Source organism: Streptomyces sp. AM 4-1-1, assembly GCF_029167625.1.
Taxonomy (GTDB): Bacteria; Actinomycetota; Actinomycetes; order Streptomycetales; family Streptomycetaceae; genus Streptomyces.
In genome coordinates this window covers 343,783-362,968 of sequence record NZ_CP119145.1, presented here as the reverse complement: position 1 = coordinate 362,968, position 19,186 = coordinate 343,783, and the positions used below count along the sequence as shown (strand labels likewise).

The following is a 19,186-nucleotide window of genomic DNA, read 5'->3' as shown; positions in this document are numbered from 1 at the left end:
CCGCCGGCGCGCCCCGCCCGGCACCTGACGGACCGTCAGCGTCCGCCCAGCCGGGCGAGTGCACGGAGCGCGGCCGACCGGCCCTCGGACGGCACCGTCCACAACGGGACACCCCGGACGCCCCACTTCTCCAACAACGCGTTGGCGGCGAGGAATCCGCTCGTCGCCGCGCGTTCCATCAGGGCCACCGGCAGCTCGGTGCGGACCAGGTCGCCCGCCACCGTCACCCATGGGTCCGGGGTGCGCACCGTGGGGCGATCGGCGTAACCGCCCACCGGGAACAGCGGGCAGTCCGCGCGCCATTCGTGCCGGGCGTCGACGACGCGGGCGTGGGCCGTCTCCGGGTACACCCGGTGCAACTCGTCCAGCAGGAGGCGTTGCTGCTTCTCCCGGTCCGCGTCCGGTGCGACGGCGTACGCGTGCAGCTCGACCACCGAGCCGCCGGTACGCCGTGACCAGCGGGCGGCCTCGCCCTCCCAGCGCTCCAGCACGCTCACGTTGTCCAGCGGGCCGTAGCCGCTCGTGCCCAGGAAGCCGGGCCGCTCCGGCGCCACCCGCCGGTCCAGCCAGAGCCGCGACACCAGGAACGGCGGCGCCGTCCGCAGCCGGCCGATCCGCGCACGCCACGGTCCGTCCCCCAGCTCGGGCGAGGCGGCGACCACCGTGCGCAGCCCCTCCGTGTCCAGCGCCAGCACGAGCGCGTCATGGCGGCGCGTCCGGCCCTCGGCGGTCACGGAGAGCCCGCCACCCGGCACGGGCGCCACACTCTCCACCGCCGTGCCGGTGCGTACCCGGGCACCGTGCCCCTCCAGGTACCGGCGCAGCGGATTCCACAGCGCCTGCGGGAACGGCTCGTTCGGCACGTCGAAGAGAAGACCTTCGCTGGACCCGAGGAAGTAGATGTGGAACATCAGCACCAGCTCGGCGGCCGACAACTCGCGAGGATCGGCGAAGAAGCTCCGTGAGAACACCTCGAAGGCCAGATGATGGGCGGCTTCGGGGAACCGGACCCGCGCCAGGAAGTCGTGCGCGCTCACCCCGTCCAACCGCGCGTAGACCTCGGGGACACGCACGTCCAGCAGGGGCAGCGCGGCGCGCGCGTCCATCCGGAACAGATCACGCCAGCCGAACGTGGGGCTGAGCGCCACGAATCCGACGGCGCTGAACGGCGGGGTCCGCGGCACCCGGGCGAAGCTGTCACGGAGTCCGGAACCACCGTGGCGCAGGGGATAGTCCGGCAGACCGGTGAGCGAGTCCAGCCCCGGATCGACCCGGCGCAGCAGCCCGCGTAGGTTGTAGTACTGGCGGAAGAAGGCGTGGAAGCCACGGCTCATGGTGGCCGTGGAGCCGTCGGACAGCACCACGGGCCAGCCCGCCAGACGCCCGCCCAGGGTCGGTCCGCGTTCGTGGAGCGTGACGTGCGCGCCCCGTTCGGCCAGCGCGGTGGCCGCCGCCAGCCCGGCGATGCCACCGCCGATCACGGCAACCGCGGGCGCCTCTCCCGGGAAACGGTGGCGCCCCGGCGGCGCGGGCAGCAGCGCGGCCCGACGGTCCCTGCCCCGCGGGGCGGTCCCCGTCCGGGCCGCCCCGCGGGTGGTCACGCCGGTGCGTCGGTCGTCGTACGGCTGGGTCATGAAGTGGCCTCTTCCTGATCCGTTCTCGGGGTGTCCTGGTCTGTGCCCGGGGCGGTTCCCCGGCCGGGCACGGGGGAGCGGGACGGCTGCGGCGAGAGGGGGCGCCGGGGCAGGAACGGCAGCTCGGCGACCGTCCGGAGCATGGGCCCGACCGGGGTGCGCAGGCCGATCAACAGGTCCTCGTACAGCAGGGAACGGCCGTCGAGGAAGCGCAGCAGGCGTTCCGCCGGAACGGTACGGAACAGCCCGGAGAAGAACTCCGCGCCGTCCACCCGCCCGCTGTCCAGGGCCCGGAGCAGCACCGCGTCCATGGCCCGGGACCGCGCGCCGTGCGGGGCGGGCGTCCTGGGGCTCCGGCCGCTCAGCAGCCGGGCGGCGACGGCCCGGCTCTGCCGCTGCACGGCGGCGAAGGTGTAGCCGGTGGACGGCCGGGTGGCGCCGCCCGCCGTGCCGATGGGGAACACCGAACGTCCGGTACGCCCCGGGAAGCGGCCGTCGGTCATGGGGATGACGCCCCGCTCCGCGGCGGTGACCCGGAACGGCGCGATGCCGAGGATCTCCCCGGTGTAGCGGCGCAGCGCCCGCTCGTACCCGGCGGTGTCCAGCACGGTGCGGGAGAACTCCGTGTACTCCACGAGCGCCGTGCGCGGGCCGAGCGGCAGCACATATCCGAACGAGAGTCCGTGTGCGGGCTGGGGCGTGCGGAAGTCCATCAGATCCGCCGTCCCCGGGTCGAAGACCGGCCTCTCGGTACGGACGAACCAGCCCATGAAGTGCTGGAGCAGCGTGGTGCGGGCCGGTGGCATCCGCGCGGGCGGGCGGGAGTCGAAGACCCAGCGGGCCCGCAGGGTGACCTCCGCGCCGGACGCGTCACGGCCCCTCACCTCGCCCCCACCGGGAACGTCACGGACCGAGTCCACCGTCGCCTCGACGGCGCGGAACCGGTCGGCGGTGTCCAGCCGCCGGCCGACCAGCGTCCCGAAGTCGTCCGAGCGGAGCATCTTGTAGCGCAGCGGAGCGGGCTCGCCGAGCGCGGCGCCCCCGTCGGCCCCCCGTACCCGCAGCCGGTCCCAGGACGCGGTGAGGACCGCGTCGTACTCCCCGCCGGGCGCTTCCCAGAAGCACCAGGTCCGCGGGGGCGGCCGCAGCGGTCCGGGCGGCGCGTCGACGAGAACCACGGAGACGGGCCCGCCGGCCGCCGCCGGGTCGCACAGCCGGTACGCGAGGGAGAGCCCGGCCGCGCCCGCGCCCACGATGACGACATCCGATTCCGGCACGGTGCTCCTCTCCGGTGACTTCGCGGACGGTCCGCCCACCGCGGTCGCCCCGGAACCGATCCTTCCGCAGGAGGCCCCCGCGCGGACGTGTGCGACGCGCGGGGGCGCCCACCGGAACACGCGTACCGTTCGCGCCGCTCCCGCGCGGCTACCCGGCCGGGCGGCGTTCACCCCGGACGGAGTTCACTCCAGGGGGCCCGTGCGGGCGGGACCGTCGGGCTCAGGGCGGATGCTGCGCGCCGCCCGGCACAAAGATGGGGGACGGGCCCCCATGCACAGGGATGGTGCGGGGGGAAGGATGTCGGTCGAGGGCAGGCCGGCGGACGGCGGTGCTCCGGGACGAAGGGGGTGCGGCGATGGCGGGAACGGACGAGATACGCACGGGGGACGCGATCGGCCGTCCCACGACGGGGGAGGGCCCGGGTACCGGGGCAGCGGGTGTCCGAGCCGCGTCGGGGGACGTTTCGGGCACGGCGGCGCCGTCCGGCCGGACGGCGGCAGGGGGTGCCCCCGGCGTGGGGGGCGCGGTCGGGGGACCGCGCCCCTCCGCACGGCACGAAGTCCCGGACGACTGGTGGTGGCCGGGCCTGACCGCGCGGCGGTCCGACCGTGAACCGCGCCCGGACTGGGCGGCGTTCACGGAGGAAGTGCTTTCCGCGGCGCCGCTCGAACCGAGGACGGCGGAGGCGGCGGACACCGGCCGGCCGGGCCTGGCCGGATTCGAGACCGTCCTGGCGCCGTTCGCCGAGTGCGCCGTCGAGCGGTCGCTGCGTTCACTGCCCGACGGTACGGACCGGGACGTCGACCTCCCCGCGGTCCGGGCGGACTTCGTACGCCACCTCAGCCGCAGGCTCGCCCGGATCGCCGCCCGCACCCTCGTACTGGAACTCAACGTCGCCCGGGTGTCCGGACGGCTCGGCGGCGCCACCCCGGCGGAACGCTTCCGGGACTTCCTCCGGCTCACCGGCCGGCGTGACGGCCTCACCGCACTGCTCACGGAGTACGCGGTGCTCGCCCGGCTGCTCGCCCGGACCAGTCTGGACGCCGCCGCCGCGCTCGCCGAAATGCTGGACAGGCTCGCCGCCGACCGGGCGCTGCTCGCCGCCGGACCGCTCGTCGGCCGGGTTCCGGGCCGGCTGGTCTCCGTCGACCCGGCCGCGGGTGACAGCCACCACGGTGGGCGGACCGTCATGCTGCTGCGCTTCGCGGACGGCACCGGACTCGTGTACAAACCACGCCCGTTGAGCGCGCACCGGCATTTCAACGAACTGGCCGAGTGGTTCAACACCCTCCCCGGCACCCCCGACCTGCGGGTGCTCGCACTGCTCGACCGGGGGACGTACGGCTGGGTCGAGTTCGCCGAGGAGCGCCCTTGTCCCTCGGCGGACCTCGTCGAGTCGTTCTACCGGCGCCAGGGCGCACTGCTCGCGCTGCTGCACGTCCTCGACGGGACCGATCTGCACTACGAGAACGTGATCGCCTGCGGTGAACACCCGGTCCTCGTCGACGTCGAGACCCTGTTCCACCCGGCCGAGCCCGCGGACGGGACGGACGACCCGGCGGCGCGGGCGCTCCAGCGGTCGGTGTACCGCGTCGGTCTGCTGCCCCAGCTGTTCGTCGGCGACGAGAGCGCCCTCGACGTCTCCGGCATCGGCGGCGGCCGGGCCGCGCTCTCCCCCGTCGAAGGGGTCGACTGGGCGGGGGCGGGCACCGACGAGATGCGGCTGGTGCGCCGAGCCCACCGCTTCACCGAGTCCTCCAACCAGCCCCGGCTGCTCGGCGCCGCCGTGGACCCGACCGCCTACACCGAGGCCCTTCTCTCCGGATTCCGGGCCGGGTACGAGGCGGTCAGGGCCGCCCGCGCGGAGCTGACCGGACCGGAGGGGCTGCTCCACGCCTTCGCGGGGGACGCGGTCCGGGTGGTGGCCCGGCCCACCCGCGTCTACGCCACACTGCTCGACGAATCGACCCACCCGGACCTGCTGAGGAACGCCGACGAGCGGCAGAAGGTCCTCGAACTCCTCCACACCGACGCGCTGGGCGCCGGGCTGCCCGTGCTGGTCGAGGACGAACTGACGGACCTGTGGGCCGGGGACGTACCCCTGTTCACCACCCGGCCCGACAGCACCGATCTGTGGAGCGCGTCCGGCCGGCGGCTGCCGGGCCCGTCGGCGGAACCGGGCCTGGCCAGGGTCGACGCCAAGCTGGCCGCCCTGGGCCCGGTGGACCGCCAGGACCAGGAGTGGATCATCAGGGCCGCCATGGTGAGCACGTCCGCCACCTTCGCCCACCACGTCGCGGGCGCCGCCCGGGAACGGACCGCCGCCACCGCCCCCGAACCCGAACATCTGCTCTCGGCCGCCCGTTCGGTGGGCGACCTGCTGGTCTCACTCGCCTACCACGGCCACGACCGCACCAACTGGATCGGCCTCGAACTGCTCGGCGAACGCTACTGGCGACTGGGCCCGATGGCCGCCGACCTGGCGGGCGGATACACCGGCCCGGCGCTGTTCCTCGCCCAACTCGCGGCCCTCACCGGCGCCGACCGCTACGCGGAGGCCGCTCGCAGCGCCCTCACCGCCGTGCCCGGACTGCTCGCCACCCTGCACGGCCTCCCCGACGAACTCGGTCCGCTCGGCTCCGGCGCGTTCGCCGGACTCGGCGGCATCACCTACGCGTTGACCGAGGTGGCGCGGCTGCTCGACGATCCGCAGATCCGCGAATGGGCCGGTTCGGCCGTCCGTCTCACCCGCACCGCCGCCGAGACGGAGACGGAGTACGGAGTACGGAGCGGCGTGGCCGGGGGACTGGTGGCGCTGCTCGCCGCCCACCGGAACACCGGGGACGCCGAGGCGTGGCAGGGCGCCCAGCGCTGCGCGGCCCGGATCACCGAGGCTCCGCTGCCCACCGCCGCCGGTTTCGCCGACGGCGCCGCCGGACTCGGCTGGGCGCTGCTCCGGTTCGCCGAGGCGGGCGGCGGCGACGGACACCGGCGCAAGGGCCTGGCCGCGTTGCGGGCGGCGACCGCCGCGTCGGACCGGTCCGGCTCCTGGTGCCGGGGCCGGACCGGGATCGCGCTCGCCGTCGCCGACAGCCCCGCGGCCCTCGCCGACCCGCGGCTGGGCGCCTGGGCGCGCGGCACGGCAGCCGCCGTCGCCAAGACCCGCCCACCGCACGACGACAGCCTGTGCCACGGCGAGCTGGGCATCCTCGAACTGCTCGGTCACGAGGCGCTGCCGCAGACCCGCGCCGACTGGGTCCGGCGGGCGGGCGCGCTGCTGGCCGGAACCGACGGAGCGGGCCCACGCTGCGGGACACCGGGACACGTCCCCCACCCGGGACTGCTCACCGGACTCGCCGGCATCGGGCACGGACTGCTCCGCGCGGGCTTCGCCGAACGCACCCCGCCCGCGCTCCTCCTCACCCCGTCGGCGGGACGGGCCCCCGCCGACTGACAGCGGCACCCCGCCCACCACTGCCCGAACGACGCACACGGCACATGGCAAGAGGACCTGACGCCCCATCGCCACGTTCACGAGAGGAAGTGCTGAGGACCATGGACAACAACGAGCTGGTACGGGACTGGAAGCAGAGCGGACCGAGACCGGCCGCGGTCGCCGACCACCCCGCCGGGGAGGTCCTGCTGGGGGCGGGCGGGGCCCTCGGCCGCCGTAGCCGGCTGCTCGGCGGTGGTGACCGGATCGCCGGATACACCCACGATCTGCCGTTCACCACCATGACGTCCCCGCTCTGAGGGACCGCACCACTCAGGTGTGGCCGATAGTGCGCCCTGCCCGATCGAGGAAGGCTCCAGTACCCTGCGCCCATGCGGACCACTTCGTCGGTCATCGTCGGTCGGGAGGACGAGATCGGCCTGCTGAGCGGCGCCCTGAACGCTGCCGGACAGCGCTCGGGGCGCGCGGTCTTCCTGATCGGCGAGGCGGGTATCGGAAAATCCAGGCTGGTCGGTGAATGCGCCTACCAGGCCTACGGATTCGGCCTGCCCGTACTGCGGGGCCGGGCCACGTCGACCGGGCTGGTCGTGCCGTTCCGCCCGCTCATCGAGGCACTGTCCTCCCGCTTCAGGGCGACAGGCCCGCCGACTGACCCCGAACTGGACCCGTACCGCCCCGCGTTGGCCAGGCTCGTCCCCGAATGGCGGGGAAGCGTGCCTCCCGGCTACCCCGAGACGGTCATCGAGCTCGCCGAGGCGCTGCTGCGCCTGCTGGCCGTACTGGGCCGCGAACAGGGCTGCGTACTGCTCCTGGAGGACCTGCACGACACCGACACCGAGACGGTCGCGGTGGTCGAATACCTCGTCGACAACGTCGCCGACCTGCCCGTCCTCCTCGTCGGCACGCTGCGTCCCGAGCCGGGTCCCGCCCTGGACCTCGTCCGCGCCACCGAGCAGCGGCAGACCGCCACCGTCAGCGAACTCCGGCCGCTGGAACCGGAATCCGTGCGTGAGATGACCGCGATCTGCCTGGAGACGCACCCCGACGAACTGCCCCAGGTGGTGCACCGCAGACTGACCGAGCGGGCCGGCGGCAACCCGTACCTCGTCGAGGTGCTGCTCGCCGACATGCTCGACTCCGGGGCGCTGTGGAAGACCGACGGCCGGTGGGGGGCGTCCGACGACCTCATCGCCGGGGTGCCCACCACCATCGTCCGCAGCTGGGCCCGCAGGATCGACCAACTCGACGACCAGGTCCGGGATCTGCTGCTGACCGCCGCCACGCTCGGCAACCAGTTCTCGGTCGCCGTCCTCCAGCTCATCACCGGACACGACGACCGCACCCTTTTCAGCCATCTGAGGTCCGCGGTCGAGGCCAACGTGATCGTCCCGGACGGCGCCGCGCCCGACCGCTACACCTTCCGGCACGCACTGACCGCCGAAGCGCTCATCGCCTCGCTCGCCCCCGCCGAACGGGCCGCCGTCGCACGCCGTGCCGCGCTCGCCATCGAGGAGGGCGACCCCGATCCGACCGACGACCGCCGTCAGCTCGTCGCGGCGTTACGGCTCGCGGCGGGCGACCGGGCCGGCGCCGCCCTCCAGTACGCCGAGGCGGGCCGCCGCACGCTCGCGGCGGGGGCCTTCAACTCCGCCGTCGTCCTGCTGGAACGCGCCCACGGCCTCGCCGCCGACGCCGACCGCCCCGCCGTCACCGAGTCCCTCCTCGTCGCCCAGGCGGAGTCCGGCGAACTCGACCGGGCGTTCGCCCTGGCCGCGATCCTCAGCCCGGTACGCCCGGGCACGGAGACCGCCGAGCGCAGGATCGAGCTCCACACCCGGCTCGCCTGGGCGGCCGTCATGGCGGAACGCGGACCCGAGGCGCTGCTCCAGGTCAGGACCGTACAGACACTCCTCGGTGCGGAACCCCGCCCCGAACAGCGCGCCGCGCTCGCCGTGGTGGAAGGCCACCTGGCGCTGCTGCCCGGCGAGGGAGGCCGTGAACAGCTCGCCGACGCCTACCGGACGGCCCGGCGGGCCGCCGAGATCGCCGAGGACCGGGGACTGCCGGTGGTCGCCTGCCAGGCATGGCAACTGCTGGCGCTGTTGTCCCGCGAACGCGGCTTCGACGAGGCGGACGCCTGTCTGGAGCGGATGCTCGCCGTCGCCGAGAGCCACGCCCTGCCGGTCTGGCGGGTCGAGGCACTGCTGCGGCTGGGCGCCAACGCCTTCATGCGGTCCGGCGACGCCACCCGTCTGGAGGCGGCCAGGGAGGCGGCCGGCGGGCTCGGCGCGATCGTGCTCACCCAGACGGTGGACGGCATGCTGGCGATGAACGCGATCATGCGTGGCCGGTGGGACACCGCCCGGGACATCATCGGGCGGTCCCTCGAAGCCAGCGCCCGGCTCCGCAACCTCGCCGCGCACCGCTATCTGCTGCTCGCGTCGGCGACCCTCGCGGCGCACCGGGGACGAAGACGGGACATGGAACGCGAACTGGCGAGATTCCGGCAGGTCGGCGGCGAGGAATCATTTCTCGTCCCGCTCCAGCTGGGGCTCTGCAGGGGCGTCGGCGCCCTCCTCGACGAGGACGCCGACCGGGCCAGGACCGAACTCGCCGCCGCGCTGGCCTGGGAGGAACGCCACCCCAGCTTCTTCTATCTGAGCGGCCGGTACGGTCTGTACCCGCTGCTCGCCGTCCTCGCCGGGGACGCGGGGCGCGAGGAGTACGAGGCCGCGGTCGCCGCGCCGGCCGCCGCGCTCGCCTGGAACCAGCAGTTCCTCCGCCTCACCGAGGCGGTGCTGCTCGGCCGCGAGGGCGACCACGAGGGCGCGGTCCGCGCGGTCCGCGCCGCCGGCCGGACCGCCGAGACCTTTCCGCTCGCCCACCACCTGGGCCTGCGGCTGGTCGCCGACGCGGCGCTCCTCCAGGGCTGGGGCGACCCGGTCGCCTGGCTGCGCACCGCCGAGGAGTTCTTCTACGCCGCCGAGATCCAGCCGGTGGCCGGGGCCTGCCGGGCGTCCCTGCGGCAGGCCGGCGTGAGCGTCGCGCAGCACCGGGGCGGTTGGGAACGGATACCCGCCCCGCTGCGCACGCACGGCGTGACCCCGCGGGAGTACGAGGTCTTCGTCCTCCTCGCCGACCGTCCGGGCAATCAGCAGATCGCCCAGCGGTTGTGCATCTCACCCAGGACGGTGGAGAAGCACATGGCGAGCCTGCTCGGCAAGACCGGCCGGTCGGACCGGGCGGCCCTGTGCGCGCTCTCCGCCGAACTGGCCGCCGAACTCGCCACGGGCAGCGGCTGATCACCACGGGCGATGGCTGACGGCCCACCCGTACAACAGGCCGGTTGGGGACGGGCCGTGGTCCTGGAAGCGGGGCCGGTCCCGGTCAACGGGCCCCGGAACGCGGGACCGTGGGCCGTTCCCCGGCCCGCGGTGGCCCGAACATGGGTGCCCAGCACCCAACATGGGGGTGACCGGCCCGTTTCGGCGGGGCGCCGCCGGTGAACATGAGGGCGTCGCCCCGATGCACCGGGTGGCCGGTGCGCGGAGGATCGGACGGGAGCACGGCAGTCGCTCGCCCCGCCCTCACCCCCGGAGGTCCGCCGATGACCGTGACACGTTCCGCAGGCCCCGCGCCCGCCGCCACGTACCGCCGCCCCCGGCCGTCCGGCCCCGCGCCGGCCGCCGCGCCGTCGACGGGCACGGCGCTCACCGGCCGGGCGCCCGTCGATGTGTCACGCACCGAGAGGTCACTCATCGGCCCGGCACGCACCGGCGCGACGTCCGGCGGCGCGGTGCTCGGCGGCGCTGTACGGTTCTCCCTCCTCGGGTCCCTGTCCGGCGAGACCGGCGGACGGCCGATCGCGCTCGGACCGCTCAAACAGCGGCTGGTGCTCGCCGTGTTGCTGAGCCGGCCCAACACCCCTGTCCCCGTCGACGTGCTCACCGACGCCGTGTGGCCGGAGGAGCCGCCCCGCACCGCGCGCAAGAACCTCCAGGTCTACATCAGTTCCGTGCGCGCCCTGTTCGGCCCCGGGGGCCGTGACCGGCTCGTCCACGACTGCGGCGGCTATGTGCTGCGCGTCGCGGAACCCGAGCTGGACACCCTGCGCTTCCGGTCCCTGGCCCGAGAGGGCCGGGAGGCCGCGGGCAACGGCGCCCTCGCCCCCGCCGCCGGGCTGCTCCGCCAGGCACTCGACCTGTGGCAGGGGCCGCCGCTGCGGGGCCTTCGCCACTCGCCGGAGATCGAGGCGGAGGCGGAACGGCTGGAGGCCCGATGTCTCGGGGTGTACGAGGACTGGGCCGAGACCGAGATCGAATTGGGCAACGCCACAGCGGTGACGGAGGGAATCTCCGAACTGGCCGAACAACACCCCCTGCGCGAACGCCTTCAGGCGGCGCGGATGAACGCCCTGCACCTGTCCGGCCGGCAGGCCGAGGCGCTGGCCGTCTACGACAGGCACCGGCAGTTGCTGGCCAGGGAGCTGGGACTGGAACCGAGCCCGGCCCTGGCCGCGCTGTACCGGTCGATCCTCACCAAGGGGCGCCCCGCGCCGGCGGGGCGCGCGGCTGGGGCCCGGCCCGCCGCTCCGGCGACCCGCACACTGCTGCCCGCCGACACCGCGGACTTCACCGGCCGGACGGAGGAGCTGCGCGAACTGCTCGACGTGCTGGGCTCCGCCGACGGCGAGGCGGTGGTGCTGTCGGGGCCCGCGGGCGTCGGCAAGACGGCGCTGGCCGTCCGGGCCGCCCACCTGCTCGGCGACCGTTTCCCGGACGGACGGCTGCTGGTACGGATGCGCACCGACGAAGGGGTGCCGCGCCCGCGCACCGACCTGCTCGCGGAACTGGCCCGGCTGACGGGACATCCGGCGCACGACGATCCGGCGTCCGCGTCCGCGGCCTGGCGTTCGTGGCTGGCCGGGCGCGAGGCCCTGGTGGTGCTGGACGACGCCCCGGGGGAGAGCGCGGTGCGCGACCTGCTGCCCGGCACGGGCCGTAGCTCCGTCGTGGTGTGCGCCCGGGGCCAGTTGGCCGGACTGGCGGCGGTGCGCCGAGTCTCCGTACCGCCGTTCCGCCCGGCCGAGGCGCTGGAACTGCTGAGCCGGATCGTCGGACCCGGCCGCGTCCACACCGACCGGGCCGCCGCGCTGCGGATCGGCGACGCCTGCGGACTGCTTCCCCTGGCGGTACGGGTGAGCGGGATGCGGCTGGCCGTGCTGAGGCATCTGCCACTGGGCGAGTACGCGGCCCGGCTGGCCGACCCGGCCGCCGCCCTGGACGAGCTGATCGCGGGCGACGTGTCCGTACGGGCCCGGCTCGACTCCGGCTGGCGGGATCTGACGGAGGAGGGCAGGCGTACCCTCGGCCGGCTGGCGGAGCTGCCGCGTGAGGCGCTGTTCACCCTGCCGGAGGCGGAGGCGGCGCTCGGCTGCCCCGAACGGGCCGCGCTGCGTGCGGTGGAGGCGCTGATCGACGCCGGAGCGGTCACCTCCCCGGCGGGTGAGGTGACCGCGCACGCCGCGCTCTACGCGCTTCCCCGGCTGACCTGTCTGCACGCCCGGGAACAGGAACGGGAGTAGGAACGGGCACGGGAACAGGACGAGTAGGGGGATGCGCGAAGGGCACGGGGGAGGGGCCTTCGCACAGGCCCGGTCCGGTCGGCGGGCGGGCCCGGTCACCGTGCCCGCCCGCCGTTCGTCACCCGTCGGCCACTCGTCGATCGGTCATTCGCCGATCGGCCGCCGAGCGCGACGGGACCCGGCCGACGGGTGCCTGACCACCCGTCGGCCGGGTCGGGTACCGGTCCCGGTTCCTGGTCCGGGACCGTTGTGCCGGTCGGCCCGTGATCAGCCCAGTGTGAGCAGATCCAGCAGGCCCACCGCACCACGTGTGCGGCCCCGCCCGTCGGCGGGGGGTTCAGGAGTTCCGAACACCGAGTGCAGGGCCAGCAGCACACCGGCCGACCCGGTCGCGAGATCGGTGGAGTACCGCCGCAGGCCCGCTCCCGGCACATGGAGGGCGCCGTTCCGCGCCACCAGGTGCCAGGACAGATTGCGTACCGAGTCGAGGACGTCCGGGCGGAGCTCCGGACCACCCAGCCGGTGTCCGGCCGCGATCAGCCCGGCCCGGCCCCGGAACAGACCGGGTTCACGGACGAACTCCAGTACGCACCCACGCCGGACATCGGAGAGGAATTTCCGCTGTCCCGGGATGCCCCAGCGGGCCGGATGCTCCCGCGCCACCAGCGCGACACCCGAACTGCCCTGGTCCAGATAGAGCAGATGGCGCCGGCCGTCCCTCACCTGCACCGAACCTCCGGGCATGTCGACACAGTGCCCCGACTCCCGGTCGATCGCCGCCTCCGCCGCCCGCAGCAGCCACTCCTCCCCGGTCAGCTCGTACAGCCGCAGCTGGAGCAGGGCGGCGCCGCTCAGCCCGTACAGCAGTCCCGCCGACGGGGGCGCGGCCAGCCCCGTGGCCCGGTCACCGCGCACCAGCGCGTCGAGCTCCCGGGCGTCGCGCAGAGCGGCGTCGAGCAGGCCGGTGTCCGGCGCGCCGTCCCCGGACACCGCGAGCCGCGTCCGGGCCAGTGCGACGCCCGCGAGTCCCGAGAACAGATCGGCGCCCGAGCCGTGCGGCGCCGCCGCCGCGCGTTCCATCAGTTCGTACGCGTCCTCGCGGCGCCCCAGCGCGGCCAGTACCACGGCCACCCCCGGCAGACCGTCGAAGAGCCCGCCCGACGCCGCCCGGCCGTTGCGGCGCGCCGCCCCGGCCAGCCACTCGACATACGCCTCGGGGACGCGCGCCCCCACCCGGTGCAGGGCGTACAGCACCCCGGCGGCGCCGTGCGCCGCGCTCGTACCGCCCGTGTCGAATCCGTCGGGATCTCCGGCGAACAGCCGGTCGCGGCGCTCGGGCGTCGCCCCCGCGTGCACCCCGGCCACCAGAAGGTCACGGACCGTCGGCCAGTCGAAGGCGCCCGCGCCGAACAGCTCCCGCACCCGCTGCTCGCCGGAACCGGTCGGCGGGCGGCGGAACGCGACGGGCCTGGGCGGCCCGGCGTCAGGGCCGAGCCCGAACCGCCGCCGGGCCCAGGTCTCGATCGTCGTCACCTTGCCGGGGTCCCGCTCGGCCATCTCCAGCAGCGGCATCAGCATGTTCAGCCAGGTCGCCCAGAGCGCGTGGTGGTCGACCTCCGCGCCCGTGGTGCCGGGCGGCGCCTGCAGACCGGGAGCCCCGGCCACCGGGGTGTGCGGATCGTCGAGGTCGGTGGCGTACTCGAAGTCGATCAGCACGACGGACCCGTCGGGGCGGACGATGACGTTCGACGGGTGCAGATCGCCGAAGCGCAGACCCCGTTCGTGCACCGATGCGACCGCCTTGCCGAGGGCGTCCGCGATGCCCTCCGCCCACGCCGCGTACGCGGCGAGCTCCGCCGGTGAGCGGCCGCCGTGCGCCAGTGCGTGGCGGGTGACGACCTCCTCCAGCAGGGAGTTGCCCTCGATGTGCTCCTCGATCAGGAAGTGGTGCTCCCAGACCTCACGCACCCCGTACACCTTCGGTACGCAGTCGAGCCCCGCCAGCCGGCGCAGCGCCCGGTGCTCCCGGTGCAGCCGCGTCACCGCGTCGTCGCCCGCCGCGTCCAGACCGCTGTGCGGCCTCGCCTCGCGGAGCACCACCCGTTCACCCGTGTCGCGGTGCTCCGCCAGATAGATGCCGCCCGCGTTGGAGAACTGGAGCGCCTCGCGGACGCGGTACGGGAATCCGTCGTCCCCGGCCGCCGCGCGGGCGGCCAGATGCGGGCGCAGCTCGTCGGGCGGCGTCACCCAGTCCGGCGTCCGGAAGACGACCTCCCGGGTGTCGGGCACCAGTGCGCCGGACGGATGCCGCAGGGCGTGCACGGTGTTGCCGTCCGCGTCCCGGCACCAGCGCTCGACGAACGCCCCGTAACGGACGTACACCGGTGCCCGTCCGATCCTCAGGTCGCTGAGGATGTACGGTCCGCGGCGTCCGTCCAGCGCCTCCACCAGCTCGGCGAGCACCAGCAGGAAGGTCTCCTCGTCCGGTGGGTAGACCGTGATGAACTTGCCGCTGCCGCCCCGCGCCATGTACTTGCCGGACATCAGTGCCAGTGCCCGTTCGCTGCGCAGGAACTTGAAGATCACCCCGTGCGCCAGACAGATCCGCGCCGTGTCGTCGAGGGTCCGGGCCGCCTCGGCGGGGACCGTGGAGACATGGATCTTCCAGCCCTGCTCGGCCGGTTGGGTCCCGTGCGGGCGCATCGACGTCCACAGCCCGTTCGCGTCGCGGCGCCAGCCGGGCGGCGGTTCGGACCGGTCGAGGCCGTACCGGGTGTCGTGATCGGGCAGCCGTTCCGGTGTCTCGTAGTACACCGGGTCGGCGACGCAGAACAGCTGGGTCCTCTGGACGCTGGGCATGACACGACTCCTGGTGAATGTGTGCGGGCGCCGGCCCGGTACCGCCGTCGTGGTCCGGTCGGGGGTCAGGGCCGGGCGGCGGCAGCGGGCGCCGCTCCCGGCAGCACCGTCCCGCCGTCCGCCCCGGGGGCCGGGCCGCGGCGTACCGAGGGGGTCAGGGTGATCACGGCGGCGGACAGCGCCAGGACGCCTCCCAGCACCCCGTACGCGCCGACGGCGCCCAACGCGCCGAGCAGCACCCCGCCCACCAGCGGGCCGAACGGCTGGACGAGGGTGGACAGGAAGCTCGCGGCGCTCTGCACCCTGCCGACACGGTCGTTCGGGGTGACGACCAGCATGGTGGAGAGAAAACCGATGCTGGCCACGGTCGCCAGACACATGCACGCGGCGCACAGCAGCCCGGCCGCCAACGGCTGCCGAATCCACGCCAGCAGCCCCGCGGTCAGCACACAGCCCCAGCACGTGGCGACGATCAGCGCCCAACTGTGGTCCTCCGGACGCAGCTTCGGTGCGATCAGGGCGCCGAGCAGCGCGCCCGCCGAGGTGCAGGTGACGACGACCCCGCCACCGAGACCCGACTGGCCGCTGTCGGAGAACACCGCCAGCGTGGTGAACATCATCGCGCCGAAGGCGAAGTTCATCCCGAGGCCGAAGACCAGCAGCACGGTACGGAGATAGGGCAGGGACCAGAGGAACGTCAGTCCGGCGGTCAGCTCCTTCCGGCTGAACACCGAACCGGCCCGCTTCTCCGCCTTCGAACGGGTCCGCACCAGCGCGACACATGCCGTCGAGATCAGCAGTCCGACGGCCTCCGCCAGGAACGGCAGCACGGAGTGCCAGGCGAAGAGGGCGCCGCCGACGAGCGGACCCACCAGCCGGGCCGTGGAGGTCCTGGCCTGGAGCCTGGCGGTGGCCGTACCCATGTGCTCGGCGGACACCACGGTCCGCATCAGCCCGAACGCGGCGGGCCCGTACACACTGTTGAGCACCGCGCCCGCGCCCGCGACGAGCAGGACGAGCACCAGCGGCACCCCTCCGTTCAGTACCGCAACCACCAGGGAGGTGACCGCGAGCAGACTGCCCACGTCGCACAGCCGCATCAGCCGTCTGCGCTCCACCCGGTCGGCCAGCACACCACCGGGGAGCATGGTGAACAGCAGGGCTCCGACGGACACCGTGCCGATGGCGCCCGCCTGCACGGCCGATCCGGTCTCCCGCAGTACCAGCAGGGGCAGGGCGAGGGCGGACATCTGGATGCCCAGCGTGGCGAACAGACCGCTGATCCAGAGCAGACGGAAATCCCTGTTGCTTCGGAGCGAAGAGGCTTTCAACGGCCCTCCCGGTGCCATGGAAACGGGCCGGCCGCGCGACCGGCCGAAGGGAAACGCGGCGGGGCGGCCCCGCGAGGAGCCGCCCCATGGCTGACGACGAGCCGCCGACGGCCGGGGGCGGCGAACCGCCCCCGTGCCGCTGGTCAGGACTCGGTCCCCGGATCAGCGCTCCGACAGGACGACGCTGATGACGCTGACGCAGCTGCCGTCGAGCTCACGCTCGTTGACCGCCGCCGTCTCCTGGAGGTCCAGGACGGAGCTGTGCGCCTCGACCTCGGGGGTCTCCTCGTTGTTGTCCTCGGCGGCGGGCTTCGTGTTCTCGGCCATGGTGATCTCCATCCACTGATAGCGGTGCGGTCACCTCCAGGACCGGTACGGGCTCCGCGGGGAAGCCCGGTGGTCCGGGAGCGGCGGGCTGTTGCCTGCCGATGACCAGAAAGCTAGGCCCGCCGCCCCCGGAAGCGGCTCGGTGCCGGTACGGCCCCGGTATACCGCCAGCTCAGCGGGGGTGGGCGGGACCGGAACCAGCTGCCGGGAGCCACCCGTACGACCCGCCCCGGGCCGCCGGCCTGCGCCCATACCGCTTCCGAAGCGGTCCTTGACCGGAGCCGAACCCCCGGCCGGGACGCTGTCCCCGTGCGCGGCGACCGCGCCGCGCATCCGGACATCCTGAAGGAGGCGGCCCGCGTGGAACTCGCCGAACTCATCGGCCTGAGACCCGTTCCCGGCGCGGGACTGCTGCTGAGCCTGACCCGCCGCTGCCCGCTGAGCTGCGCGCACTGCTCCACCGCCTCCGGCATGTCCACCCGCGACGAACCCGACCCCGGCCAACTGCGCCGCTTCGTCGCCTCGTTCACCCCGGAGACCCGGCCCGACGTGGTCATGCTGACGGGCGGCGAGCCGCTGTTGCTGCCGGAGCTGGCCGCCGAACTCGGCGCCCTCGCGCGGACGGCGGGCTCGCGCACCGCACTCCTCAGCGGAATGTTCTTCGCCCGGCAGCGGACGGTGCCCGACAGAATCCTGCGCGCGATCACCTCCGTCGACCACTTCTCCGCCAGCCTCGACGCCCACCACGAACGCGAGATCGACCGGGCCGACGTGTTCCGCGCCGTGCGCCAGGTGCGCGACGCGGGGGTCCCGGTCAGCTTCCACCTCGCCGGGACCGGCCCCGACGACCCGTACCTCGCGGACGTCACGGCCGACATCCGGCGGGAGTTCGACGGCCGGGTCCCCTCCCTGGTCAACGAGGTCAGGGCGTTCGGCCGTGCCGCGTCCTGGGCCGGCCCCACCCGGCCGCCGCCCGACGCCGAGCGGGCACTGCCCTGCTCGATGGCGGCCTGGCCGGTGGTGGCCTTCGACGGGACCGTCCTCGCCTGCTGCAACCAGGACACGGTCGACCGCAGACCGGCGCCCGCCCATCTGCGACTCGGCCACATCGCCGACGACACCTGGCCGGAGATCCGCGAACGCACCCTCCTGTCACCGCTGTTGCGCATGATCAGGACGGTCGGCCCCAGCCATCTGTACGCACGTCACGCACCCGACGTCCCCGCCGACGGCTACTGCGCCGGCTGCCGGGCACTGGGCGAACACCCCCGGATCACGGCGGCCGTCGAAGCCGTGGCCGCCGGACCGGCCGGTGTTCTCCTCGATCTGACGGCCGCCCGCGCGCAGGTCGAGCAGGGACCCGTGGCGCTGGTGCGGCGACACGGCTGCGCCCCCTACGCCGACCTGCTGACGCCGCGCGGGCCGGCCGGGGCCCACACGGCCGGACGCGCCGACGCCCCCCTGCCCGCGCCGGGGGAGGGCCGGTGAGGGCGGCCGGACCGGGCGGCGCCGCCCGGCGACTGCGCGCCAAACTCGCCCTCACCGAACCGTCGTTGCGCACCGCGACGGCCACCCTGTGGCGCTCGGACGGTCTGCTGCCGAGATACCTCGACTACCTCTGCGCCATGCACGCGGTGATCCGGGCCTCCGTACCGCTGATGCGGCTGGCCGCCCGGCGCGGCGAGCGGCTGGCCACGGCCGGGGACCCGCTGGGCGCCCCGCTCGCGGACTACTTCACCGCGCACGCCCGGGAGGAGACCGACCACGACGACTGGCTGCTGGCCGACCTCGCCGCCGCGGGCGCCGATCCCACCGCGCCGCTCACCCGGGTGCCCCCGGCCGTCGTCGCCTCCCTGGTGGGGGCGCAGTACTACTGGGCCGAGCACCACCACCCCGTGTCCCTGCTCGGCTACATCGCCGTCCTGGAGGGCCACGCGCCCGCCGCCGGACTGGCGCCCCGCCTGACCGCCGCCACCGGTCTGCCCCCGGCCGCCTTCCGGACCGTGAGGGAACACGCCCGGCTCGACACCGGCCACCTCGACGATCTCCACGCCCTGCTCGACCGGCTGCCGCTCACCCCGGACCAGGAGGCCGCCGTGGCCGTCAGCGCGCTGCACACCACCGACGCGCTCACCCAGCTGTTCGTCCGGCTCGGGCGCCCCGGACCGGCCCCGCCGGCCCCCGGGGAGCCGGACACCCACGCGTTGATCGGAGGCCCCACATGAACGAACCGGAAGACCGACTGGCCGCGCTGCACGGCGCGGGCTTCGCCGTCGACATGCTCACCGAGGAACAACAGGAGGTACTGAGCGCACTCAGCCAGGAGGAACTGGTCCTCCTGCTCGACATCAAGAACCGTCTGGACGCGGTCGGCCCCGAGGTCCAGGCACACGGCGAGATCGCGGGCGGGGCGCTGTTCTAGTGCCGCTCCCGGCGAGCTTCGCCCCGTCGCGCCGCCCGGCACTTCCCCGAGCTCTCGGCCTCGCTCGACCGGGGGAGGCCCCGTCCTCGTCGCGTTGGCCGAAGGCCCTGGTAGCTCCTCCCCCAAGGTCCTGAGGGCCAGGGGGGACCCCCTCCAGTGACTGCCGGCCGCCGTGCGATCGCACGCACCGGACGACGCTCCTTCGGGGCAAACCTTGCCGGCCACCGCACCGGTGCCGCTCCCGGCGAGGCCCGCGGGAGCGGCGCCAGGGCCGTGTCCGCGAAGTCCCGCCCGCCG

The 19,186-nt window shown here is 74.5% G+C and carries 12 protein-coding genes; 7 read left to right on the top strand and 5 right to left on the bottom strand.

Annotated elements, in window-relative coordinates:
* Window positions 1-35 precede the first annotated feature (35 nt).
* Window positions 36-1,634, bottom strand: coding sequence for an FAD-dependent oxidoreductase (locus PZB75_RS01690; RefSeq protein WP_275533487.1), 1,599 nt, complete (start codon window positions 1,632-1,634; stop codon window positions 36-38).
* Complete coding sequence (locus PZB75_RS01685) at window positions 1,631-2,911, bottom strand: lycopene cyclase family protein (RefSeq protein WP_275533486.1); 1,281 nt, start codon at window positions 2,909-2,911, stop codon at window positions 1,631-1,633. The genes PZB75_RS01690 and PZB75_RS01685 overlap by 4 nt, the downstream gene beginning before the upstream one ends.
* A 515-nt stretch (window positions 2,912-3,426) precedes the next feature.
* Here PZB75_RS01685 and PZB75_RS01680 point away from each other — a divergent pair.
* From PZB75_RS01680 to PZB75_RS01665, 4 genes are all read left to right on the top strand, one after another.
* A complete protein-coding gene (locus PZB75_RS01680) occupies window positions 3,427-6,366 on the top strand; it encodes a type 2 lanthipeptide synthetase LanM family protein (RefSeq protein WP_275533485.1) in 2,940 nt (979 codons plus the stop codon).
* Window positions 6,367-6,467: 101 nt separating this feature from the next.
* Window positions 6,468-6,665, top strand: a complete 198-nt coding sequence (locus tag PZB75_RS01675) for a hypothetical protein (RefSeq protein ID WP_275533484.1) — start codon at window positions 6,468-6,470, stop codon at window positions 6,663-6,665.
* Window positions 6,666-6,737: 72 nt separating this feature from the next.
* The gene (locus tag PZB75_RS01670; RefSeq protein ID WP_275533483.1) at window positions 6,738-9,668 is read left to right on the top strand and encodes a LuxR family transcriptional regulator; all 2,931 of its coding nucleotides are present in this window, start codon (window positions 6,738-6,740) and stop codon (window positions 9,666-9,668) included.
* 305 nt (window positions 9,669-9,973) lie between these two features.
* Complete coding sequence (locus tag PZB75_RS01665; protein WP_275533482.1) at window positions 9,974-11,950, top strand: AfsR/SARP family transcriptional regulator; 1,977 nt, start codon at window positions 9,974-9,976, stop codon at window positions 11,948-11,950.
* Window positions 11,951-12,217: 267 nt separating this feature from the next.
* Here PZB75_RS01665 and lanKC read toward each other — a convergent pair whose 3' ends face one another.
* The 3 genes from lanKC to PZB75_RS01650 all read right to left on the bottom strand — a co-directional run bounded on the left by lanKC (window position 12,218) and on the right by PZB75_RS01650 (window position 16,467).
* The gene (lanKC, locus tag PZB75_RS01660) at window positions 12,218-14,809 is read right to left on the bottom strand and encodes a class III lanthionine synthetase LanKC (RefSeq protein ID WP_275533480.1); all 2,592 of its coding nucleotides are present in this window, start codon (window positions 14,807-14,809) and stop codon (window positions 12,218-12,220) included.
* A 65-nt stretch (window positions 14,810-14,874) separates the two neighbouring features.
* A complete protein-coding gene (locus PZB75_RS01655) occupies window positions 14,875-16,140 on the bottom strand; it encodes an MFS transporter (RefSeq protein WP_275533479.1) in 1,266 nt (421 codons plus the stop codon).
* A 162-nt stretch (window positions 16,141-16,302) separates the two neighbouring features.
* Window positions 16,303-16,467: a hypothetical protein gene (locus tag PZB75_RS01650; RefSeq protein ID WP_275533478.1), complete on the bottom strand. Its 165-nt coding sequence runs from the start codon at window positions 16,465-16,467 to the stop codon at window positions 16,303-16,305.
* Between the two features lie 360 nt (window positions 16,468-16,827).
* Between PZB75_RS01650 and PZB75_RS01645 the strand changes: the two genes are divergently transcribed.
* From PZB75_RS01645 to PZB75_RS01635, 3 genes are read left to right on the top strand one after another with little or no spacing between them, the layout of a single operon-like run.
* Entirely contained in the window at window positions 16,828-17,955 is a 1,128-nt protein-coding gene (locus PZB75_RS01645; RefSeq protein WP_275538542.1) for a radical SAM protein, read from the top strand.
* Window positions 17,952-18,692: an iron-containing redox enzyme family protein gene (locus PZB75_RS01640; RefSeq protein WP_275533477.1), complete on the top strand. Its 741-nt coding sequence runs from the start codon at window positions 17,952-17,954 to the stop codon at window positions 18,690-18,692. Before PZB75_RS01645 ends, PZB75_RS01640 begins: the two co-directional genes overlap by 4 nt.
* Window positions 18,689-18,889, top strand: coding sequence for an aroma-sacti cluster domain-containing protein (locus tag PZB75_RS01635; RefSeq protein WP_275533476.1), 201 nt, complete (start codon window positions 18,689-18,691; stop codon window positions 18,887-18,889). Before PZB75_RS01640 ends, PZB75_RS01635 begins: the two co-directional genes overlap by 4 nt.
* Window positions 18,890-19,186: the final 297 nt, after the last annotated feature.